Genomic DNA, 23,267 nt, shown 5'->3' on the forward strand with positions numbered 1-23,267 from the left:
CGCCGCTCAGGACAGTTCCCTCTCCCTCCGGGAGAGGGTTAGGGTGAGGGGCCTTTCAGGCCGTCAGTCCCATCTCTCAAGCCGCCTCGCTCTTAACCCGCAGCCGCTCGTAAGCCTGCTGCTCATCCTCATCCAGCGCGATCACGTACGGCTCGATGGGCTTCTTGAAGCTGGTCATCGCGCCGTCGTAACCCTTCTTCAGGTGCGCATGGCAGAACCACTCGGCGTCGTTGCGCAGCGGGTAGTCGACGCGGTGGTGGTACAGGCCCCAGCGGCTCTCGGTGCGGAACAGCGAGGCGCGGGCGGCCATCTCGGCGCAGTCGCGGATCACGCTGACTTCCATGGCGCGCATCAGCTCGTGGGGGTTGTTGGCCTTGAGCTGGTCGAGGTCGCGGGCGATCTCGGCGAAGCGCTGCAGGCCGATCTCCATCTTCTTCGTTACCTTGGGCGGCTGCAGGTAGTCGTTGACCATCCGCCGCAGCTTGTACTCGACCTGCGCCGGCGGCAGCCCGTGTTCGCGCCTGAGCGGGGCGAACACGCGCTCGCGCTCGCGCTCGACCTGGGTGGCGTCGACCTCGCTGAACTCGCGCCCGGCCACGTACTGCGCGGCATTGCTGCCGGCGAACCAGCCGTAGGTGAAGGCGCCTAGCATGTAGTTGTGCGGCACGGCAGCCATGTCGCCGGCCGAGTACAGGCCCTTGACGCTGGTCTCGGCATTCTCGTTGACCCACACGCCCGAGGCCGAATGGCCGGAGCAGAAGCCGATCTCGGAGATGTGCATTTCCACCATCTGCTGGCGATAGTCGGTGCCGCGCCCGGCGTGGAACTGCCCACGGCTGGGGCGTTCGTTGCTGTGGAGGATTTCCTCGATGGTCTGGATGGTTTCCTCGGCCAGGTGGTCGAGCTTGAGGAACACCGGGCCGTTGCCGCCTTCGAGTTCCTGGTGGAACTCCCACATCATCTGGCCGCTCCAGTAGTCGCACTCGATGAAGCGCTCGCCCTTGCTGTTGGCGGTGTAGCCGCCCAGCGGGCCGGTGACGTAGGCGCAGGCCGGGCCGTTGTAGTCCTTGATCAACGGGTTGATCTGGAAGCACTCCAGGTTCGCCAGCTCCGCCCCGGCGTGGTAGGCCATGGCGTAGCCGTCGCCGGCATTGGTGGGGTTCTCGTAGGTGCCCATCAGGTAGCCGGAGGAGGGCAGGCCGAGGCGCCCGGCGGCGCCGCAGGCGAGGACCACGGCCTTGGCGCGGATCACCTGGAACTGCGCGGTGCGGCAGTCGAAGCCGAGCAGGCCGTTGACCGCACCCTCCGCGTCGGTGAGCAGGCGGGTGACCACCAGGCGGTTGGTGATCTCGATGCGCGCGCGCTTGAGCTGGCGGTACAGCACCTTCTTGATGTCGTGGCCCTCGGGCATGGGCAGCACGTAGGCGCCCATGTGGTGGACCTTCTTCACCGCGTAGTCGCCGACCTCGTCCTTCTCGAACTTCACGCCCCAGCGGTCCAGCTGCTGCAGGGTCTCGAAGCTGTGGGTGGCGTAGGCGTAGACCGCCGCCTGGTTGACGATGCCGTCGTTGGCGACGGTGATTTCCTTGGTGTACTGCTCGGGCGTGGCGTGGCCGGGAATGATGGCGTTGTTCAGGCCGTCCATGCCCATGCTGATGGCGCCGCTGCGCTTGACGTTGGCCTTGTCCACCAGCAGCACGCGCAGCTCGCGGTTGGCTTCCTTGGCCTTGATCGCGGCCATCGGGCCGGCGGTGCCACCGCCGATCACCACGATGTCGTAGGCGAGTTCCTTGTCCTCCGGAACCTGGGAAAGGTCGAACTGGCTCATTGATGCTGTCCCTTGTGACGGTCGATGCGCAGGCGGTACTGGAAGGCATCGCCGCGGTAGTAGAGGTGTTCGTAGTCCAGTGGCGTGCCGTCGGCGGTGTGGGTGAGGCGCTCGATGCGCATCACCGGCGAGCCTTCCTGCACTTCCAGCGCGCCGGCCAGCTCAGCGTCGGCGAGGATGGCGTCGATGGCGAGATCGGCATGGCCCAGGGGCAGGGCACAGTCGTTCTCCAGGATCAGGAAGATGTCGCGGCTGACCAGGTCGGCCTTTTCCAGCCGTTTGCCGATGGCCTCGGGCAGCCAGGTGATCTCCAGCGATACCAGCTCGCGATTCACCAGGCGGGCGCGCTTGATCTGCACCACGTTCGCGCCCTCGGCCACCTGCAGCCGAGCGGCAACCTGGGCATCGGCGGGGACGACCTTGAAGCTGCGCAGGCGGTTGATCACTTCATAGCCGCGCTGGCTCATGGATTCGCCCAGGCCCTGGAGGGTGCTGACGTTCTGGAATGCCTTGGGCTTGGCGACGAAGGTGCCCTTGCCGTGGATCTTGAAGATCAGCCCTTCCTTCTGCAGGTCACCCAGCGCCTGGCGCACGGTGATGCGGCTGACCTCGAAGGCCTTGCCCAGCTCGGCCTCGGAGGGCATGCGGCTGAGCGGCGGATAGGTGCCGTCGAGGATGCGGGTGCGCAGCAGCTCCTTGAGCTGGCTGTACAAGGGCACGGGGGAGAGTGGGAGTAGTTCGGCCATGAGTCATTACTTGTTATGACGAGTTGAGTGACTATAGGTGGAATAACTGATCGATATGAAGGAACGAATTTGCATAAGGTTATGCGGCGGTAGAGCGCTGCCGGTGGTTCCCGAATTCGCCATGCGGTGATTCGGCATGCGGGCAGACATGTCCGCGAAAGGCCGGGGTACGCCGGATAACCGAGCACAACGGTTGGTGAAGCCGTGCGGTTTCTATAGAATGCGCAAACGTTTCAGCAGACCATGCATCCCTCCCACAACAAAAGCCAAAGCCGAAGGCTTTGCGTGTCTCTCTGCGCAGGACGTGTCTCCCGCTTCATCGAACCGGCCCCAGAGCCGGCGGAGCAGGGAACTGAGCCCTGATTCCATCCCGTCGTACTGTCGCCCTGGCTTCCCACGAGCCCGGGCCTTCACGCTGCATGACGCCGGTGGGGCAGGCCAAGCCCTAACGACGAGAAACTCTCCAATGATCAAGAAAGTGAGCGGGGCGCTGCTGGGCCTCGCCTTGGCAGTGAATTGCGCGCCGGCCTTTGCGGCCGAATCGAAGAAGGTCGATGTGCTGCTGATTGGCGGCGGCATCATGAGCACCACCCTGGGCGTCTGGCTCAACGAGTTGGAGCCGGGCTGGTCGATGGAGATGGTCGAGCGCCTGGACGGCGTCGCCCTGGAAAGCTCCAACGGCTGGAACAACGCCGGCACCGGCCACTCCGCGCTGGCCGAACTGAACTACACGCCGGAAGACAAGGACGGCAAGGTCAGCATTGCCAAGGCCATCGAGATCAACGAATCCTTCCAGGTCTCCCGCCAGTTCTGGGCCTGGCAGGTGAAGAACGGCGTGTTGAAGAACCCGCGTTCCTTCATCAATTCCACGCCGCACATGAGCTTCGTCTGGGGTGACGACAACGTCGCCTTCCTGAAGAAGCGCCATGAGGCGCTGCAGGCCAGCCCGCTGTTCCGCGGCATGCAGTACTCCGAGGACCCGGCGCAGATCGCCAAGTGGGTGCCGCTGATGATGCAGGGCCGCGACCCCGCGCAGAAGGTCGCCGCCACCTGGTCGCCGCTGGGCACCGACGTCAACTTCGGCGAGATCACCCGCCAGTTCGCCGGCTACCTGCAGAGCAAGCCGAACTTCGCCATGAAGCTGTCCAGCGAGGTGGAGAACATCACCCGCAACGACGACGGCTCCTGGCGCGTCGAGTACAAGAACCTCAAGGACGGCAGCGTCACCCGGACCGACGCCAAGTTCGTCTTCATCGGTGCCGGCGGTGGCGCACTGCGCCTGCTGCAGAAGTCCGGCATCGAAGAAGCCAAGGATTACGCCGGCTTCCCGGTGGGCGGCTCGTTCCTGGTCACCGAGAACCCGACCATCGCCCAGCAGCACCTGGCCAAGGCCTACGGCAAGGCGTCGGTCGGCGCACCGCCGATGTCCGTGCCGCACCTGGATACCCGCGTACTGGACGGCAAGCGCGTGATTCTGTTCGGGCCCTTCGCCACCTTCTCCACCAAGTTCCTCAAGGAAGGTTCCTACCTCGACCTGCTGGCCAGCACCAACGTGCACAACGTCTGGCCGATGACCCGTGTGGGCATCGACGAGTACCCGCTGGTGGAATACCTTGCCGGCCAACTGATGCTCTCCGACGCCGACCGTCTTGCCGCGCTGCGCGAGTACTTCCCGGAAGCCAAGGCCGAAGACTGGCGCCTGTGGCAGGCCGGCCAGCGCGTGCAGATCATCAAGCGTGACGCCGACAAGGGCGGCGTGCTGAAGCTCGGCACCGAGATCGTCGCTTCCGCCGACGGCAGCATCGCCGGTCTGCTCGGTGCTTCGCCGGGCGCTTCCACCGCCGCGCCGATCATGCTCAGCGTGCTGGAGAAGGTGTTCAAGGACAAACTCGCCACCCCCGAGTGGCAGGCCAAGGTCCACCAGATCGTCCCGAGCTATGGCACCAAGCTGAACGACAGCCCGGAGAAGACCCAGCAGGAGTGGGCCTACACCAGCGAAGTCCTGCAACTGGCCCCGCCGCCGGCCATCGACCCAGCCCCCGCCGCGCAGCCTGCCGCTGTCGCACCGGCGGAGAAGGCCGCCAACGACATGGCGCTCTGAGCCATGCCGATGAACAGCGGGGCGCTCGATGCCCCGCTGTTCATTTCAGCGCCTCCTTTGCAGACGAACAGCTCTGCTCGCGACGCTCTGCTCCGCACCCTGCAGCCTTCATAGCCTTTTACCGCAGGGGCCGATCGATAAGTCCAATGGATCGCTCATAGCGCAGCGGCTCGTTTGATCTATCTTCTCAAGGTCAAGCGAAGCCACAGCGCCATTGGATGGGCGCAGACGAGGAGCCTGTGATGAGTGACGAGAAAAAAGCCAGCTGCCCGTTCAACCACACCGCTGGCGGCGGCACCACGAACCGAGACTGGTGGCCGAACCAGCTGAGGCTGGACCTGCTCCACCAGCATTCCTCCAAGTCCAACCCGATGGAGGAGTCCTTCAACTACACCGAGGCCTTCAAGAGCCTCGACCTGGATGCGGTGAAGAAGGACCTGACGGCCCTGATGACCGACTCCCAGGAGTGGTGGCCGGCCGACTTCGGCCACTACGGCCCGCTGTTCATCCGCATGGCCTGGCACGCTGCCGGCACCTACCGCATCGGCGACGGCCGGGGTGGCGCCGGGCGCGGCCAACAGCGCTTCGCCCCGCTCAACAGCTGGCCGGACAACGTCAGCCTGGACAAGGCCCGCCGGCTGCTCTGGCCGATCAAGCAGAAGTACGGCAACAAGCTGTCCTGGGCCGACCTGATCGTCCTCACCGGCAACGTTGCGCTGGAGTCCATGGGCTTCAAGACCTTCGGCTTTGCCGGTGGCCGTGAGGACGTGTGGGAACCGGACATGGACGTGTACTGGGGCGACGAGAAAACCTGGCTGGGCGACGAGCGCTACACCGGCGACCGCGACCTGGAAAACCCGCTGGCCGCCGTGCAGATGGGCCTGATCTACGTGAACCCGGAAGGCCCCAACGGCAACCCCGATCCGCTCGCCGCCGCCATCGACATCCGCGAAACCTTCGGGCGGATGGCGATGAACGACGAAGAGACCGTGGCGCTGATCGTCGGCGGTCATACCTTCGGCAAGACCCACGGCGCGGGCCCGGCCGACAACGTCGGCGCCGACCCCGAAGCCGCGCCCCTGGAAGAGCAGGGCCTGGGCTGGCGGAGCAGCTACCAGACCGGCGTCGGCGCCGATGCCATCACCAGTGGCCTGGAGGTGGTCTGGACCTCCACCCCGACCCAGTGGAGCAACAATTTCCTGTGGAACCTGTTCGGCTACGAATGGGAACTGACCAAGAGCCCGGCCGGCGCCCACCAGTGGCAGCCCAAGCATGGCGCCGGGGCCGGCAGCATTCCGGACCCGTTCGACCCGAACAAGCGCCGTGGTCCGACCATGCTCACCACCGACATCTCGCTGCGCACCGACCCGATCTACGAAAAGATCTCCCGGCGCTTCCACGCGAACCCCGACGAACTGGCCGACGCCTTCGCCCGCGCCTGGTTCAAGCTGACCCACCGCGACATGGGCCCGCGTGTCCGCTACCTGGGGCCGGAAGTCCCCGCCGAAGAACTGATCTGGCAGGACCCTATCCCCGCCGTCGACCACCCGCTGGTGGACGCCAACGACGTCGCCGCGCTCAAGGCCAAGGTGCTGGCCTCGGGGCTCAGCGTCGCTGAACTGGTCTCCACCGCCTGGGCTTCGGCATCCACCTTCCGGGGCTCGGACAAGCGTGGCGGTGCCAACGGCGCGCGCATCCGCCTGGCACCGCAGAAGGACTGGCCGGTCAACCAGCCGGAACAGCTGGCCAAGGTGCTCAAGGTGCTCGAAGGCATCCAGGCCGACTTCAACACGTCCGCCTCCGGCGGCAAGAAAGTCTCCCTGGCCGACCTGATCGTGCTGGCCGGCGGGGCCGCCATCGAGAAGGCGGCGAAGGATGCCGGCCACAGCGCGAGCGTACCTTTCGCGCCGGGCCGCATGGACGCCAGGCAGGACCAGACCGACGTGGAATCGGTCGGCATGCTGGAACCGCGCGCCGATGGTTTCCGCAACTTCCTCAAGGCCAGGTATCCGGTCCTGCCGGAGCACCTGCTGGTGGACAAGGCCCAGTTGCTGACCCTGACCGCCCCGGAAATGACCGTCCTGGTCGGCGGCCTGCGCGTGCTGGGTGCCAACGTCGGGCAGTCGCCGCACGGCGTGTTCACCAGCCGGCCGGGCACCCTGAGCAACGACTTCTTCGTCAACCTGCTGGATATGGGCACGGTGTGGAAACCGACCTCGTCCGCCAACGACCTCTACGAAGGCCGCGACCGCAAGAGCGGCGACGTGAAGTGGACCGGCACCCGCATCGACCTGGTGTTCGGCTCCAACGCACAGCTGCGCGCGTTGGCGGAGGTCTATGCCTGCAGTGATTCGGGGCAGAAGTTCGTCGACGACTTCGTCAAGGCCTGGACCAAGGTGATGAACCTGGATCGCTTCGACCTGCGCTGATCCTCGGTAAAAACAACGCCCCGCGAGCGGTATCCGTCTCGCGGGGCCTTTTGTTTTCCAAACCTGCCGTCTCAGCTAGGCGGTATTCCACCTGCAGCATTTCCCGCGTTCCGGCCTCCGGGTCCGTGGTGGCTGATCACCGCTCAGCTCCGCAAGGCCTGCCCTAGCGCCTCTGCGGCAGCCTGGATCGACGCTTCGTCATAGGGCGCAAACCCCATGACCAGTCCCGGCGCCCGGGGCACGGCGCAGTAGCGCGCCAGCGGCAGCAGGTCGATACCCGCCGCGGCGATCCTGCCGTGGGCGGCGGCTTCGTCGTCCAGTTCCAGCTCGACGGCAATATCCAGGCCGGCGCGGATTTCCGGCACCCGGATCAGCCCGCGCCAGTGGCGTTCGGCGGCGTCGGCGAAGGCTTCTGCCCGCGAAGCGTAGAGCTTGCGCATGCGCCGCACGTGGCGGTCGAAATGCCCCTCGCTGATGAAGTCGGCCAGCACCGCCTGGCCCAGGCTGTTGGCGTGCCGGGAGGTGAGGGCGACGGCGCGGGTGAAGCTTTCCACCAGTTGCGCAGGCAGCACCAGGTAGGCCAGGCGGATCGCCGGGAACAGCAGCTTGCTGAAAGTGCCGGCGAGAATCACCGAGCTGCTCGCGCCCGGCATCGAGCGCAGCGCCGGAATGGGCTTGGCGATGAAGCGGAATTCGCTGTCGTAGTCGTCTTCGAACACGTAGGCGCGCCGCCGAGTAGCCCAGTCCAGCAAGGCGAGCCGGCGCGCCGGGGACATCTCGCCACCGAGCGGCGCCTGCCGCGAAGGCGTGACGTAGGCCAGGCGGGCATCGGGGGCCAGGCGAATACCGTCATCCACCCGCAGGCCGTCGCGGTCCACCGGGACGTCCACCCGCGCGATGCCGGAGATCTCCATCAACTGGCGGGCGCCGGGGTAGCCGGGATCTTCCATCCAGACCTTTTCCCCTGGCGGGACCAGCAGCCGAAGGCACAGGTCCAGCCCCTGCTGCACGCTGCCGAGAATGACGATGCAGTCGGCGGAAACCTGCACGCCACGGGCGATGGCCAGGTAACTGGCGACGGCTTCGCGCAAGGCCGGCAGGCCGGCCGGGTCGCCGTCCAGCAGGGCCGGCAATCGTGAGCTGCGCAACTGGTGCAGGTGGAGCTTGCGCCACAGGTCCACCGGGAAGGCGCCGACATCGCCACGGTGGGGGAAGAACGGTCGTAGCCCCGGGGTAATGCTGCGCCGGGCGAAGATCGGGGTGATGGCGTTCAGACGTTCGATCCAGGGTGTGTCCGGTAGCGGGGCGGGCATTTCGGCGGTTGGTGTGATCCTGCGCCGGACATAGCCGCTGTTCAGGGTCGCGTCCGGCAGCACTTCGCTGACCTGGGTGCCGCTGCCGGTGCGCGATTGCAGGTAGCCCTCGGAGAGCAACTGCTGGTAGGCCGCCTGTACCGTGCCCCGGGCAACCGAATAGTGCGCCGCCAGTGCACGGGTGCTGGGCAGCGTGCTGCCGCCGGGCAGGCGCCCGCCGAGGATGGCTTCGCGCAGCGCCTCGTACAGCCAGCGCTGCAGGGTGACACCCGGCTCCGGTGCGCCGAGCGGAAGGGAAACGACCAGGGGAGCGTTCTTGTTGGCGGACATGACCGGGGCCTCGAAGTGGATCAGTCATGTTAGGCGGAATTGGATCAATACGCTGGCCATCCTCGCCTGCACAATCCGCCCCGTAGTCCGGCACCCGGCCGGTGAGCTTCCCCCACGACCTCTTTCTGGAGCACATCATGAAACAACAGATCCTGATCATCGGCGCCGGATTCGGCGGCCTCTGGAGTGCCCTCAGCGCAGTGCGCCTGCTCGACCAGCAGGGCGCGGACGTGGACGTCACGCTGCTCGCGCCGCAGGCCGAACTGCGCATCCGTCCGCGCTTCTACGAGCACAACGTGGCCGGCACCACCGCGCCGCTGGGCGAGCTGTTCGCGGCGGTCGGCGTGAACTTTGTCCAGGGCAGCGCCACCGGCATCGACAGCCAGGCTCGGCGCGTCCGCTACAACGGCGCCAATGGCCAGGGCGAGCTGGCGTACGATCGCCTGGTGCTGGCGGCCGGCAGCGAAGTGGCCCGCCCGGCCTCCGCCGGTATCTCGCGTCATACCTTCGACGTGGACAGCCTGGAGTCGGCGCTGAAGCTGGAAGAACACCTGCACGCACTGGCCAAGCTGCCGGACAACCCGGCGCGCAACACCGTGGTCGTCGTAGGCGGCGGTTTCACTGGCATCGAGACGGCCACCGAGATGCCCGGCCGGCTGCGGGCGATTCTCGGTGAGAACACCGAGGTGAAGGTGATCATCGTCGATCCGGGCCAGCGCATCGGCGCGGCCATGGGCGATTCGATCGCCGAAATCATCGCCCATGCCAGCGAAACCCTCGGTGTGTCGTGGCGCCTGGGTGCGCCGGTAAGCTCGGTGGACGAGCAGGGCGTGACCCTGGCCAATAGCGAGCGCATCGAAACCCGCACGGTGATCTGGGCCGCCGGGGTGAAAGCCTCGCCGCTCACCGCGCAGATCGACGCGCCGCGCGATCCCCGTGGCCGCCTGCACGTGGACCGCAACCTCAAGGTGCTGGGCCAGGAGCGGATCTACGCCACCGGCGATACCGCCTACGCGGCGACGGACGACCTGGGCAACTACGCGCTGATGACCTGCCAGCACGCCATTTCCCTGGGCCGCTCGGCCGGCAACAACGCCGCCGCCGACCTGCTGGGCGTCGAGCCGATTCCCTACAGCCAGCCCAAGTACGTCACCTGCCTGGACCTGGGGAGCTGGGGCGCGGTGTACACCGAGGGCTGGGACCGCCAGATCAAGCTGACCGGTGAGGAGGGCAAGCAGCTCAAGACCCAGATCAACACCCAGTGGATCTACCCGCCGGCGGCCGACCGCGCGGTGGCGCTGGCGGCGGCCGATCCGCTGATTCCCGTGGTGGCGTGATCGCCGCGGATCAAGCAAGCAACAAGAGCCGCACGCGAAAGCGTGCGGCTCTTGTTGCTTGCGGGAGAGCTGCTTTTACCATCAATTGAAGCCCGTTTAGCGTTCCAGGAATAGAACGCTGAGGGCCACTTCATGGCTCTACCGGGAGCAGCGTTGCGGCACTACCGTTATCGACAGTGATTGCGGGAGGTGCGCAATGAAGAAGATTCTCGGTGTCTATTCCAGCCCCAGGCCCCATTGGGTGGGTGACGGATTTCCGGTCCGTACGCTGTTTTCCTACGACAGCCTGGGTAAGCATGTCAGTCCCTTCCTGCTGCTCGACTTCGCCGGCCCGCAGGACTTCCCGCCGACCACCGCTCGCCGGGGCGTGGGGCAGCATCCCCATCGCGGTTTCGAGACGGTGACCATCGTCTACCAGGGCGAACTGGAGCACCGCGACTCCACCGGAGCCGGCGGGCGCATCGGCCCCGGCGACGTGCAGTGGATGACGGCGGCCTCGGGGATTCTTCACGAGGAGTTCCACTCCGAAGCCTTCGCCCGCAGCGGCGGCAGCCTGGAAATGGTGCAGCTGTGGGTCAACCTGCCGGCTCGCGACAAGATGGCGCCGCCGCGTTATCAGACGCTCCTGGACAGCGCCATTCCGAGCATCGAGCTGGCCGATGGGGCCGGCACGCTGCGCCTGATCGCCGGGCAGTTCGGCGGGCGGCAGGGCGCTGCGCAGACCTTCACGCCGATCGATGTCTGGGACCTGCGGATCAAGCCGGGTATTCCGCTCGGCCTGCCGTTGGTCGCTGGCCACACCGCCGCTCTGGTAGTGCTGCACGGCACCGTGCTGGTGAACGGCAGCGAGGTGGTGCGGGAGGCGCAGACGGTGTTGTTCGACCGCGCCGGCGAAGAGGTGGTGCTGGAGGCGAACGGCGAGGCGCACGTACTGCTGCTGGCGGGCGAACCCATCGACGAGCCGATCGTCGGCTACGGCCCCTTTGTGATGAACAGCGACGCAGAGATCGGCCAGGCCATTCAGGACTTCGAAAGCGGGCGGTTCGGGCGATTGAACGACTGACGGTCACGGTGTCGGTTGGGCGCGAATCTAACCTGTTAAATCCCTGCAGAAGAATGTGGGGCCCGCGGTTCAGCCGCCAGGGCCAGGATGGCCCTGATCCCGAGAAAGAGGAGAGGACTATGAGCAACTTTGCACAGGTCGCGAACTTCAACGGTCAAATCCCGAAGATCGATCCGAATAACGCAGCGATGCTGTTGATTGACCATCAGAGCGGTCTGTTCCAGACGGTCAAGGACATGCCGATGACCACGCTGCGCGCCAACGCCATCACCCTGGCGAAGATCGCCACGCTGGCGAAGATCCCGGTCATTACCACCGCCTCGGTGCCGCAGGGGCCGAATGGCCCGCTGATCCCGGAAATCCACGAAGCCGCGCCGCATGCCCAGTACGTGGCGCGCAAGGGCGAGATCAACGCCTGGGACAACGCGGACTTCGTCGCCGCGGTGGAGAAGACCGGCCGCAAGCAGCTGATCATCGCCGGCACCATCACCAGCGTGTGCATGGCCTTCCCCAGCATCAGTGCGGTCAACGCCGGTTATCAGGTATTCGCCGTGATCGACGCGTCCGGCACCTATTCGAAGATGGCCCAGGAAATCACCCTGGCCCGCGTGGTACAGGCCGGCGTGGTGCCGATGGACACCGCGGCAGTGTGTTCCGAAGTCCAGCAGACCTGGAACCGCGCGGATGCCGCCCAGTGGGCGGAGGCTTACAGCACCGTGTTCCCGCACTACCAATTGCTGATCGAGAGCTACACCAAGGCCCAGCAGGTGGTGGCCAACCACGAGGTGCTGGACTCGCAACGCTGAAATCCCCTTGTCCGGTGAACCACACCGGACATCCAACCTGAGAGCGAGGAAACGCCATGAGCAAGCCCTACGTCCGTCTCGACAAGACCCAGGCCGCCGTATTGCTGGTCGATCACCAGACAGGTCTGCTTTCGCTGGTTCGCGATATCGAGCCGGACAAGTTCAAGAACAACGTCCTGGCCCTGGCCGACCTGGCCAAGTACTTCAAGCTGCCGACCATCCTCACCACCAGCTTCGAGAACGGCCCCAACGGCCCGCTGGTGCCGGAGCTCAAGGAAATGTTCCCGGACGCGCCGTACATCGCTCGCCCCGGCAACATCAACGCCTGGGACAACGAGGACTTCGTCAAGGCGGTCAAGGCCACCGGCAAGAAGCAGCTGATCCTCGCCGGCGTGGTGACCGAGGTCTGCGTGGCCTTCCCGGCGCTTTCGGCGCTGGCGGAGGACTTCGACGTGTTCGTGGTGGCGGATGCTTCCGGCACCTTCAACGAAGTCACCCGCGACGCCGCCTGGCGCCGCATGGAGGCCGCCGGCGCGCAGCTGATGACCTGGTTCGGCGTGGCCTGTGAGCTGCACCGTGACTGGCGCAACGACATCGAAGGGCTGGCGGCGCTGTTCTCCGCGCACATCCCGGATTATCGCAACCTGATCACCAGCTACAGCCTGCTGACCGCGGCCAAGTGATCCGCTGCGGGGAGCCATGCCCGGAGGCATGGTTCCCCGTTCGACCATCGAATTCGGGAGTTCCCATGGCAGAACCGACAGTCCGTGCGTCCTATGCCGGCACCGCGTTCCAGGTGAAGTTGAGCAATGGCCAGCACGAGTGGCTCGGCGATGTACCCGCAGCGCTGGGTGGTGGCGACACCGGGCCGACGCCGCACCAGCTCCTGCTGTCCGCGCTGGGGGCTTGCACGTCCATCACGGTGGCCATGTACGCACAGCGCAAGGGCATGCCGCTGGAGTCCGTCGACGTGGATCTGCGCGTTGTACAGGAGCGGCCAGGACAGACAGAAATTGGCCGCGATATTCACCTGTCCGGGGCGCTGTCGGACGAGCAGCGCACACGCTTGCTGGAGATCGCCAATGCCTGCCCGATCCACAAGGTGCTGAGCGGGGAAATCCTCATCACCAGCAAGCTGGTGGAGTGAGGTCCGTGCAGCCGTCGTGAGTATCCCGGTGGCTGGGGAGGTCTGAAGATGAGTACACACGAAACCCAATGCGAGCTGTCGCATTCCTCCGACTGCCCGCTGAACAACGGCGTGCGGGCCATCCAGCGGGTGACTTCACGCAGTGCCGAGGTCGGCGGCGGCATTCCCGTCAATCGGCTGCTGCCCTCGCGACAGCGGCGCATGGTCGGGGCCTGGTGCTTCCTGGATCATGCCGGGCCGGCGACCCTCACGTCCGGGAATGGGCTGCGCGTCGGGCCGCATCCGCATATCGGCCTGCAGACCTTCACCTGGATGATCGCCGGCGAAGTGCTGCACCGCGACAGCCTGGGCCATGTCCAGGTGATCCGTCCGGGTCAGGTGAACCTGATGACTGCCGGCCACGGCATCACTCACACCGAGGAGTCCCTGCCCGGTGAGGCGCAGCTGCATGCGGTGCAGTTGTGGATCGCCCTGCCGGCCGCCGAGCGGGACCGCCCGCCGATGTTCGATCACTACGCCGAACTGCCCCGATGGCAGGCGGACGGCTTCGAGGTGACGCTGCTGGCCGGGAGCTTCGGGCAATACACCGCGCCCGCCCACACCTTCTCGCCGCTGGTGGGGCTCGACCTGGCCGCGAAGGATGCGACAGGTACCCGTCTGGCCCTTGAGCAGGGCCATGAATACGGCGTGCTGCCATTGACCGGCGAGTGGAGCATCAACGGCGAGGTCTTCGGTCCGAACGAATTCGCCTACCTGGGGCGCGGCCTGGTGTCGCTTGAACTGGAGGCCTCGGCGGGCGCCCGCGCCGTTCTGCTGGGTGGCGAGCCTTTCGCCGAGGAGATTTTCCTCTGGTGGAACTTCGTCGGCCACAGCAAGGCGGAAATCGCCCAGGCGCAGCGCGAATGGGAGGAGGGTGGTGCCCGCTTCGGCGAGGTGAAGGGGTTCGACGGACCGCGCCTGGTTGCGCCGCCGCTGCCCTGGCGCGCCTGAGGATGACGACGATGAAGAGCCGGGGCGTCGAGCGACGCTGGCTGCTGTGCCCATTGGGGATCGGCCTGTTCCTGGCGTTGCCCGTCCAGGCCGACAACTCCCTGGGGCAGAAGGACAACATCTTCACCGGCGTCAACGACCGACAGGCCGTCGAGCTGGCCATTCCGCCCGGGCTGGTGGAAGGCTCGCGGCTGGACGGACTGGTGCGGAATTACTACCTCCAGCGCGACAATCATTCCGACCTGATCAGGCGTGATCCCACCGAGTGGGCGCAAGGCTTCCTGCTGTCGTTCCGCTCCGGCTTCACCGACACGCCAATCGGGGTAGGGATCGATGCCCACGCTTTCCTGGGGCTCAAGCTGGATGGCGGCGGTGGCAGCGGCGGCGCCGGCCTGCTGCCGCTGGACTCGCAACGCAAGCCCGACGACGCGTTTTCCAGCGCGGGAGCCGCGCTCAAGCTCCGCTACCTCGAAACCCTGGTCAAGGCGGGGGATCAACTGGTGGAAAACCCGCTGGTGGCCAGCGGCACGAGCCGCCTGTTCCCGCAGGCTTATCGCGGCATCACGCTGAAGAACCATGGCCTGCAGGACCTCTGGGTGGATGGCGGCTTCGTCGAGTCCACGCGCCTGCGCAACCAGAGCGGCTACAGCCACCTGGTCACCGCCTACGGCGCGCGCAACAAGGCCGGCGTGCCGGCCGACCGGGAGAGCCCCCATCTGGGCTGGGCAGGCGCGATCTACAGTGGCCCGTGGGGCGTGCAACTGACGGCCTATGGCGGCCAGCTCGCGGACATCTGGAACCAGTACTACCTGGGCATCACCGATGCCATCCCGGTGAGCGACACACTGGTGCTCAAGCCCTACCTGCATTATTTCAAGACTCGTGACGAAGGCCGCAGCCAACTGGGGCAGATCGACAACGACACCTACAGCGCCGGGCTCGCCGCAACGGCCTACGGGCAGACCGTGACCCTTGGCTTGCAGAAGGTCGATGGGCGGACGCCTTTCGATTACATGACGCAGAATGACCGGATATTCCTCTACCTGAGCAACTCCCAGCAGTTCGCCGACTTCAACGGGCCGGGGGAAAAGTCCTGGCGGCTGCAGTACGAAACGCCGCTGAGCTTCTTGGGCGCACCGACGCTGCAATTCATCGCCGCCTATACGCAGGGTGAAGCGGACCTGACCCGGGTCGATCCCAACAGCGCCGGATACGGCTACATCTACAACCCGGACGGCAAGCACGCCAAGCACTGGGAGCGCGACCTCGCCTTCAAGTACCTGGTCCCTTCCGGGCCGGCCAAGGACCTGACGCTGACCGTGCGCTGGGCCGCCCACCGCGAGGGCGACGGCTATACCGCACCGGGCAACACGCGGGGCAACTCCAGCGCCGATGAGTACCGCCTGATCGTCGATTATCCGGTCAGCCTGTTTTGAGGCTGGTTTCACTCCTGGAGCCCCCATAACCCTGGCGTGCAGGGCCTTCGCGGCGTTTAGCCGAGTGGCTCTCGCAGGCCGTTTTCCACTTAGACAGCTCCCCGGGCCACCCCGGCTCGGCGGGCCCCTGTTGCTCCCGTCCCAAGGATGGGCGTCAGCGTTCATGAGTCGATTCGATATGGTGTGGGTGTCCGTTGTCCATGTTTGATCTGAACGACCTGTTCCTCTTTGCCAAGGTGGTGGAGCACGGCGGCTTCGCACCCGCCGGCCGCATGCTGGGGCTGCCCAAGTCGCGCCTGAGCCGCCGGGTTTCCAGGCTGGAAGAGCGCCTGGGCGTGCGCCTTATCCAGCGCTCGACGCGGCATTTCGCGGTCACCGAAATCGGTCAGGAGTACTACCAGCACTGTGTGGCGATGATGGAACAGGCCCTCGCCGCCGAGGACACCATCGAGCGCAGTCGCGCCGAACCGCGTGGCATGGTCCGGGTGGCCTGCACGACCGCGCTGCTGGACGCGCGGGTTGCCGCCCTGTTGGCGCGGTTCATGGCCGAATGCCCGGTGGTGGAGCTGCTGGTGAAGAGCTTCAACCGTCGCGTCGACGTCATCAGCGAAGGCTTCGACCTGGTCCTGAGCGTCCGTCACCAGCCACTGGAAAGCAGCGAGCTGATCATGCGCAAACTGGCGCAGAGCCGCTTCTGCCTGGTGGCAGCGCCCGCCGTGCTGTCCCGCACAGAGGGGTCGCTGGGGCCGGCAGACCTGGTCGAGCTGCCCAGCCTCTGCTGGGGACCGAACGTGCAGGACTATGTGTGGGAGCTGGACGGGCCGAACGGCGCCTCGGCCTCCATCCACCTGCGCCCACGCATCGTTTCCGACGACGTTTCCGTATTGCTCCAGGGGGCGCTGGCGGGGGTAGGGGTGGTGCTTCTCCCGGAGGAAGTGGTGATCGACGACCTGGCCAGCGGCCGGCTGGTCAACGTACTGGACGACTGGACGCCGAAGATGGGCGATGTGGTCGCAATCTTTCCCTCCCGACGCGGCCTGATGCCCGCCGTGCGCAAGCTGATCGACTTTCTTGCCGAGGCGTTCGAGCGGGAGTCGCTGGCTTCCTGAGAAGCGCCGCCAGCTTCACTCGGACGCCGCAGCATCCTCCTCGCGCAGGGCTGCCTGCTGCAGTTGCTCTTCGAGTGCGGCAATCCGGATGGCCTGCTCTCTCACCAGCAGCTGGGACAGGCGAAGCTCATCGGTCAGTTCCTGGTTGCGTTCCTCGATCTCGATGCGCTGTCCATCCAGCCGCGCCTTGTCCTGCCGGAGCACTTCGCTGGCGAGGGTTTCCCGCATGAGCTGCTGGTGCTTCGCCTCCTGCTCATTACGCAGTAGCCGCGCCTCGGTGAGCAGACGCTCGTTGTCGCGGTTGAGCTGGGTAAGCTGGTCCTGGCGCACGATCATCGACTGCTGCAATTGCCGAAGCTCCACACCCAACTGCTGCACCTGACCTTCGTGTTGCCGCTGCTCCTGCTCGCGCTGCTCCTTGGCCGCCTGGCGGAAGTGGTCCAGCGCCAGGCGCGCATGATTGTGTTTCTCCTCCAGCGAGAGGATCTGCGCGTCCCGTTCGCGCAGGCGGGTTTCCAGGTCGCTACCCAGCTGGCGTAGCCGGGCGTTCGCCAGGTCCGCCTGGTGCTTCTGTTCCTGGGCTGCCTGGAGCTGGCTGCGAGCTTCCTGCAGCTGGGCCTCCAGGGTTTGCATGGAGCCTTTCAACAGCTCGATCTGCGCCTGGGCGTTGCGCACCTGCTGCTGGTAATCAAGGCGTTCGCGGGAGAGGGCGGCTCGATCTTCCGCCACGGACTGCCGGGCTTCCTGCTGCAACTGCCCCGCCAATTGCTCCACCAGTTCGCTCAGGTTGTCGCTGAGTGAGCGTGGCTGCCCGGCGCGAGGCGCCTGTTCCGCCTCGATTTCCTTCAGATAGCGATGGATCGTGGACTTCGAGCCGGTATTGCCCAGCTCGACACGCAAGGCATCGATGCTCGGATTTTCCCCACGCGCCAGTATGGCTGAGCGTGCTTTCTGTACCAGGGCCTTGTTTATTCCGCCGCGTGCCATGGGGTCTCCGACGATTTCGTAATGTGGTATGTAATATGTAAGTACGTAGCATCTTAACAAGAATAATCAATATTTGTTCTGAACAAGTTGAGAATGGATAATCACGAATTATCACGTGTGATGACCAAGGCTGGGCGTAAACGACGCTGAAGGCCGATACAGGAAAGGAGGAGGGTGGCGATGCCCCGGAATCTGGAGCGCTATATAGAAGCCGCGACGCGCAGCAATACGCGGCGCAGCTACCAGGCCGCCATCGAACACTTCGAGGTCGCTTGGGGCGGTTTCCTGCCGACCACCAGCGAGACCATCGCCCGCTACCTGGCCGACCATGCCGGCGTGCTCAGCGCCAATACGCTGAAGACCCGGCTGGCGGCGCTTGCGCAGTGGCATCTCAGCCAGGGCTTCCCGGATCCGACCAAGGCGCCGGTGGTGCGCAAGGTGCTCAAGGGCATTCGCGTGCTGCACCCCAGGCCGGAGAAGCAGGCGCACCCCATGCAGCTCCAGGAGCTGGAACTGTGCGTCCGGCATCTGGAGGAGGGCACCCTGTCAGCTCACCAGGCGGGAGACGCGCCACGGCGCCGTCGCTGCCTGCGCGACCGGGCGCTGATCCTCCTGGGGTTCTGGCGAGCGTTCCGCAGCGAAGAGCTTTGCCGGTTGCGCATCGAGCACATCGAGGTAACGCCAGGTAAAGGCATGACGATCTTCCTGCCATGGAGCAAGAGCGACCGGGAAAACCTCGGCCAGACCTTCCATGCGCCGGCATTGGTCCGTTTGTGCCCAGTGCAGGCATATCTGGACTGGATGACCGAGCTTGGCCAACGGCAAGGGCCGGTTTTTCGGGGTATCGACCGCTGGGGACACGCGGGGGAGGCCCAGTTGCATCCCAACAGCGTCATTCCGATCCTGCGCGCCGCCTTGAGTGAATGCGGCCTGCCTGCGGAGCGTTACAGCAGCCACTCGCTGCGGCGCGGCTTTGCGACCTGGGCGACGCGCAGCGGTTGGGATCAGAAGACCCTGATGAGTTATGTCGGCTGGCGGGACCCGAAGTCGGCCTTGCGCTATGTCGATCCGGCAGGTTCGTTTCCCGGTCAGTTCGCTATCACCTAGACCGCCTGCTTAGTTCTGGGGGCAGATGAAGAAATCGAGCGGCTCGGAGCCTGCCTAACGGAGTATTTTGCTTCCCCTGCGATGCCGCTAAGGTGTCCGGAAATCTGACCGCCACTGGAGCCGATCCACGCAATGGCAACCCCCTCTGCCCGGATACGAGAGCTGTGCCTGCCCAACGGCCTGCGCGTCGTGCTCGTCCATGCGCCGGAGTCGTCGAGGGCCGCGGCGCTGGTCCGGGTCGCCGCGGGGAGCCACGACGAACCGGCGGACTTTCCGGGGCTCGCGCATTTCCTCGAACATCTGCTGTTTCTCGATAGCGCCGGCCATCGCTCGCAGCAGCGGTTGATGCCCTGGATGCAGGGGCGCGGCGGACGCCTGAATGCCAGTACCCAGGCGCGTACGACCGACTTCTTCTTCGAGGTGGCGGCCGCAGACCTGGGTGACGGCCTGCTGCGCCTGGTGGACATGCTGGCCCGGCCGCTGCTCGACCCCTCCGCGCAATTGAGCGAGCGCGAAGTGCTGGAGGCCGAATACATCGCGCGCTCGGTGGATGCCGACACGCTGATCGATGCGGCCCTGGCGGCTGCCGTGGCCCAGGATCACCCGCTGCGCCGTTTCGTGGCGGGCCGGCGTGCCAGCCTGCCGGTGGAAAGCGCGGCTTTCCAGCATGCCCTGGCCGCCTATCATCGAGCGCATTATCACCCCGGCAACCTGGAACTCTGGCTGCTGGGCCCGCAACCGCTGGATGAACTGCAGGGTTTGGCGGAACACAGCTGCTCGGACTGGCCGGCACAGCCCTCGTGCCCCCGAAGCTCAGCGCCTCCGCTGTTGCCCTGGGCGCAGGACGCCCTGGCCCTGCGGCTCCCCGGAGTACCGAGACTGGTGCTGGCATTCGCCCTCGACGGGCTGGACGCGTCCGCCGAGCAGGCCGTGGAGAGTCTGGGCGAGCGCCTTCGCGACGAGTCTTCCGGCGGTCTCCTGGCCTGGCTGGGCGAGCGCGGGCTGGCGGATGACGCCGCCCTGCGTATTGTCTATCGCGCCCAGGGGCAGGCCCTGCTGGCGGTGACCTTCGAGTTGGCGCAGGTCAGCGCCGCCGCAATCGTGGAAGCCGCGTTTCTCGACTGGCTAGGTGCCTTGGGCGAATGCGCCAGCGAGGTGATACAGACCAGCCTGGGAGACTTCGAGCAACTGCCAGCGCTGGAGCAATTGCGTTTGCGCATACGGGGGCTGCCCGCTGCTCCGGCTGGCGATTGGCTGGAGAGCCTCGGCCGGGCACCCAGGGTCCGCCTGCTGGTCGCACCGGATGTCCAGGGCAAGGCAGTCGAGATGGCAGGCTTCCCGCTGCTGCTCGACCGACCCGCACCACCCACCTGCGATCTGCAACCACAGCCCTGGACCTTCACCGCGCCCTTGCCAGCCAACACGGCAGAGGCGGGGGCGCTGCACCTGCGCTGGCGTTTTGCGGAGCGTCCGTGCCGCAGCCATTTCCTCGCCCTGCGTCTGGCCTTGCGACCCATCGGCGGCCAGGCGCGATCCGGCGGCGTGACACTGAAACTGGAGGAGGAGGGCCCTGACTGGGCATTGTCGGTGAGCGGGCCGCGCGACCGTCTGGAAGCGCCCCTGACCGATGCGCTGAAGGCACTGCAACAGCCGTCACCCTCGGTACTGGAGCAAGGCGAGCGTCTGCTGCGGCGCGAGCGCGACCGCCAGACGGCGGACCTGCCCATCCGCCAGTTGCTCGCCGCCTTGCCCTCCGTCCTGGCCGGGAGCACCATGGCCGCTCCAGACTGGATGAACGCGTGCTGGGACCTGCTGGAACAAGGGGCGGCGCTTCCGGCAAACGTCCATATCCCCGGTGTGCGGGCCACCCTACCGCTTCCCTTGCCGGTGCTGCCCGGCGGACATCACTGGCAGCGCTGGGCGGCCGAAGGGGAGGCGGCGCTGGCGCTGTTCTGCCCCTTGCCCGATCGGGATGCGGCCTGCGAGGCCCGCTGGCGGCTGCTCGCACGGGCGCTGGAGCCCGGCTTCCACCAGCGCCTGCGCGGCCAACTGAACCTGGGCTATGCGTTGTACTGCGGCTTCCGCCAGGTCGGCGGCTGGCGCGGCCTGCTGTTCGCGGTGCAATCGCCCCACGCCGGGCCTGACGAGCTACTGCGTCATCTGCAGGACTTCCTCGACGGCGCCGCCCTGGACGTGATGACCGAACAACAGCTGCACGACCTGGCCAGCCATCTGGCCGGCCCCGGGGACGCCTGGCAAGACCGCCTGGCCGGCGTCACGGACGACCACCACGAACGCCTGATCGACTGCACCCGCCACCTGACCCGCGCCGACCTCAAGGCCGCCCACGCCGAGCTGCTCGCAGCCAACGGAGGCTGGTGGCTGCTCGCCAACCGCGCCTGAAATCCTTCCTGACGCCGCTTCCGGGGCCTGTCGCCCTGGAGGCATTCCTGCGACTTTTGTCCGGCGCCGCAAGGACTGCTCCCTAGGTGGCAATACCATCTCGACCATGGTGCCCGTCCCTGCGTCGAGGACGGGCCATGGCCTTGCGCAGCAGGCCCCGCGCCCCGGCCAAGGCAGCGGCAAAACGCGCCCAATGCAGCGTATGGCCGCTGCCGCCCCGTTTCGATAATCGCCTCCGCCACGACTGAACCGCAGTCGTTACATCCACGCGGAGAGCGTCATGAACAAGAACAACACCGCCATTCGCCGTATCCTGCCCCTGTCCCTGGTTTCTCTTGGGGCGCTGGGTTTCCTGCAGGCGGCCGTCGCCGACATCAAGCTGTACGACAAGGACGAGACCACTTTCTCCACCGACGGCTACTTCAATACCTTCTACGTCAACAGTGACGTGGACCGTAACGGCGAAACCTACGACCGTCGCCAGTCGCGGGTGAAGATGGGCTTTCTGCCCAACTACATCGGCTTCACCTTCGGCAAGCAGGTCAACGACCTGACCCTCACCGGGCGTTCCTCGTTCTGGGTGACCATCAACGATAGCGAGCAGGACGGCACCAGCACTGCCATCGATGTCCGCCAGTTCTACGGCAACGTCGCCGGCGACTGGGGCGAGGTGCTGATCGGCAAGGACTTCGGCCTGTTCTCGCGCTCCAACATCTTCCTCGACGAACTCCTCGCCGGCTTCGGCAACGCCAGCGACACCCTGGGCCTGGTGGACGGCAAGGGCGTGTCCTTCGGCAACATCGGCACCGGCTACCCGTACCCGTTCCCGACCTCGCAGATCACCTACCGCAACAACAACCTGGTGGAAGGCCTGCGCGTGGCGGTCGGTATCATGGACCCGATCGACACGAACCAGATCGACAAGGACGCCAGTGACGGCCTCGACGACAAGGCCTACCAGGACAACCCGCGCTACGAGAGCGAGGTCAGCTACCAGTTCGACCTGGCCGGCGCGCAGATCTACAGCTGGGTCAACGGCGCCTACCAGACCTCGAAGAACACCAACGACGAAGTCGACGACGTGACCTCCAAGGGCCTGGGTTACGGCATCCAGGCGAAGATGGGCGGCATTTCGCTGACCGGCTCGGGCTTCACCGCCAAGGGCATCAACCCCTTCTTCACCAACAACGCCGGAGAAGCCGCGCTGCGCGAAGTGGACAGCAACGGCATGCTGCTGCAGGGCTCCTACACCTGGGGCAAGAACCGCATGGCGCTGTCCTACGGCGAAACCCGCGACGACGGCAACGGCCTGGGCACCGCCGCCGACTACTCGACCAAGGGCATTGCCTACTTCCGCACCATCAACGACAACCTGAAGCTGGTGGCCGAGTACAACGTGTATGAGATCGACGGGCGCAAGGGTTCGACTGTCAGCGAAGACACCGACACGCTCGCCGTGGGCGCGGTGCTCAACTGGTAACTCCCCAAGACTCCTTTGGCTCCATTTCGGCGGGCTGACCTTCGGGTTGCCCGTCTTTTTTTTTCAGGGGCTAGGCGCGAATGATTGGATGTTTCGGCGGGTCGCGGGCGTTCGGCATCGGCGTTCACCGGTACGTTCGGATTACATCGCGAAGGATTTCGCGGACAAGGGCTAGGCGCCCCCGTCTCTCCTACGGGGAATGCCGTGCCGTGCGGTTCGCGAGCAAGCTCGCTCCTACGAAGAGCCCAGATCTCCGGCTTTGGCTTTTGCTCTGAAGACTTCCAGTGAAACATCCGCGCACTCCGAGCGCCCCTTCAGGAGGCCGAGTGGAGTCGGAGTTTCAGGGGTTGAGCGGCATGGATGCCGCGAGAGCCGCGATGGGCCAGGGATGGCCCTTCGCGGCGGGCCCCTGAAACTTCGATGTAACGAGGGAACCCCGGCGAAGCCGGGGCCGGATGATGGGGCAAGACCTTTTGGTTCCTTTTGTGTCGTTTGATGTATAGACCGGAGACATGATGGACACATGTACGGGGACATGGTTGACACATTATGGTCCGTAGTCGGGGCTGTTCAGGTCGATAGTTCGCAAAAGTTGATGGCAGAAGTACACGTCATACAGCACCTCGCTATCGGGTCTGGGGCGTATGGCGATGAG

17 protein-coding genes are annotated in these 23,267 nt (G+C 65.8%); 13 read left to right on the forward strand and 4 right to left on the reverse strand.

The window, feature by feature from the left end:
- Positions 1-76 precede the first annotated feature (76 nt).
- Both J5M67_RS23025 and J5M67_RS23030 read right to left on the reverse strand, forming a co-directional pair.
- Entirely contained in the window at positions 77-1,828 is a 1,752-nt protein-coding gene (locus J5M67_RS23025; protein ID WP_207887634.1) for a fumarate reductase/succinate dehydrogenase flavoprotein subunit, read from the reverse strand.
- Positions 1,825-2,574 carry a GntR family transcriptional regulator gene (locus J5M67_RS23030; RefSeq protein ID WP_207887635.1) on the reverse strand — a complete coding sequence of 250 codons (750 nt, stop codon included), beginning with the start codon at positions 2,572-2,574 and terminating at the stop codon, positions 1,825-1,827. The genes J5M67_RS23025 and J5M67_RS23030 overlap by 4 nt, the downstream gene beginning before the upstream one ends.
- A gap of 466 nt (positions 2,575-3,040) precedes the next feature.
- Here J5M67_RS23030 and mqo point away from each other — a divergent pair, with 466 nt between their 5' ends.
- On the forward strand, positions 3,041-4,675 hold the full coding sequence (gene mqo, locus J5M67_RS23035; RefSeq protein WP_207887636.1) for a malate dehydrogenase (quinone): 1,635 nt from the start codon (positions 3,041-3,043) through the stop codon (positions 4,673-4,675).
- A gap of 242 nt (positions 4,676-4,917) precedes the next feature.
- Complete coding sequence (gene katG / locus J5M67_RS23040; protein WP_207887638.1) at positions 4,918-7,104, forward strand: catalase/peroxidase HPI; 2,187 nt, start codon at positions 4,918-4,920, stop codon at positions 7,102-7,104.
- A 143-nt stretch (positions 7,105-7,247) separates the two neighbouring features.
- Here katG and J5M67_RS23045 read toward each other — a convergent pair whose 3' ends face one another.
- On the reverse strand, positions 7,248-8,747 hold the full coding sequence (locus J5M67_RS23045) for a PLP-dependent aminotransferase family protein (protein ID WP_207887640.1): 1,500 nt from the start codon (positions 8,745-8,747) through the stop codon (positions 7,248-7,250).
- 137 nt (positions 8,748-8,884) lie between these two features.
- On the opposite strand from J5M67_RS23045, the gene J5M67_RS23050 reads away from it, so the two are divergent.
- From J5M67_RS23050 to J5M67_RS23085, 8 genes are all read left to right on the forward strand, one after another.
- Positions 8,885-10,084, forward strand: coding sequence for an NAD(P)/FAD-dependent oxidoreductase (locus J5M67_RS23050; RefSeq protein WP_207887642.1), 1,200 nt, complete (start codon positions 8,885-8,887; stop codon positions 10,082-10,084).
- A 196-nt stretch (positions 10,085-10,280) separates the two neighbouring features.
- On the forward strand, positions 10,281-11,147 hold the full coding sequence (locus J5M67_RS23055) for a pirin family protein (RefSeq protein WP_207887643.1): 867 nt from the start codon (positions 10,281-10,283) through the stop codon (positions 11,145-11,147).
- Between the two features lie 119 nt (positions 11,148-11,266).
- Positions 11,267-11,953, forward strand: coding sequence for a hydrolase (locus J5M67_RS23060; protein ID WP_207887645.1), 687 nt, complete (start codon positions 11,267-11,269; stop codon positions 11,951-11,953).
- 56 nt (positions 11,954-12,009) lie between these two features.
- Positions 12,010-12,636, forward strand: a complete 627-nt coding sequence (ycaC, locus tag J5M67_RS23065) for an isochorismate family cysteine hydrolase YcaC (protein WP_207887647.1) — start codon at positions 12,010-12,012, stop codon at positions 12,634-12,636.
- Positions 12,637-12,701: 65 nt separating this feature from the next.
- Complete coding sequence (locus tag J5M67_RS23070; protein ID WP_207887649.1) at positions 12,702-13,100, forward strand: OsmC family protein; 399 nt, start codon at positions 12,702-12,704, stop codon at positions 13,098-13,100.
- A 48-nt stretch (positions 13,101-13,148) separates the two neighbouring features.
- On the forward strand, positions 13,149-14,090 hold the full coding sequence (locus tag J5M67_RS23075; RefSeq protein WP_207887651.1) for a pirin family protein: 942 nt from the start codon (positions 13,149-13,151) through the stop codon (positions 14,088-14,090).
- A gap of 11 nt (positions 14,091-14,101) precedes the next feature.
- Positions 14,102-15,526, forward strand: a complete 1,425-nt coding sequence (locus J5M67_RS23080; protein WP_207887653.1) for an OprD family outer membrane porin — start codon at positions 14,102-14,104, stop codon at positions 15,524-15,526.
- 200 nt (positions 15,527-15,726) lie between these two features.
- On the forward strand, positions 15,727-16,635 hold the full coding sequence (locus tag J5M67_RS23085) for a LysR substrate-binding domain-containing protein (protein ID WP_207887655.1): 909 nt from the start codon (positions 15,727-15,729) through the stop codon (positions 16,633-16,635).
- A gap of 15 nt (positions 16,636-16,650) precedes the next feature.
- Here the strand turns inward: J5M67_RS23085 and J5M67_RS23090 are convergent, their stop codons facing one another.
- Positions 16,651-17,622: a DNA-binding protein gene (locus tag J5M67_RS23090; RefSeq protein WP_207887657.1), complete on the reverse strand. Its 972-nt coding sequence runs from the start codon at positions 17,620-17,622 to the stop codon at positions 16,651-16,653.
- Between the two features lie 180 nt (positions 17,623-17,802).
- Between J5M67_RS23090 and J5M67_RS23095 the strand changes: the two genes are divergently transcribed.
- The 3 genes from J5M67_RS23095 to J5M67_RS23105 all read left to right on the forward strand — a co-directional run bounded on the left by J5M67_RS23095 (position 17,803) and on the right by J5M67_RS23105 (position 22,612).
- Positions 17,803-18,729, forward strand: a complete 927-nt coding sequence (locus J5M67_RS23095; RefSeq protein WP_207887659.1) for a site-specific integrase — start codon at positions 17,803-17,805, stop codon at positions 18,727-18,729.
- A gap of 132 nt (positions 18,730-18,861) precedes the next feature.
- Positions 18,862-21,132 (forward strand): pyrroloquinoline quinone biosynthesis protein PqqF, encoded by a 2,271-nt coding sequence (gene pqqF / locus J5M67_RS23100; RefSeq protein WP_207887661.1) that lies wholly within the window; start codon positions 18,862-18,864, stop codon positions 21,130-21,132.
- A gap of 280 nt (positions 21,133-21,412) precedes the next feature.
- Complete coding sequence (locus J5M67_RS23105) at positions 21,413-22,612, forward strand: porin (RefSeq protein ID WP_207887663.1); 1,200 nt, start codon at positions 21,413-21,415, stop codon at positions 22,610-22,612.
- The last annotated feature ends 655 nt before the right edge of the window (positions 22,613-23,267 follow it).

It is taken from the genome of Pseudomonas sp. 30_B (assembly GCF_017491605.1).
GTDB lineage: Bacteria > Pseudomonadota > Gammaproteobacteria > Pseudomonadales > Pseudomonadaceae > Pseudomonas.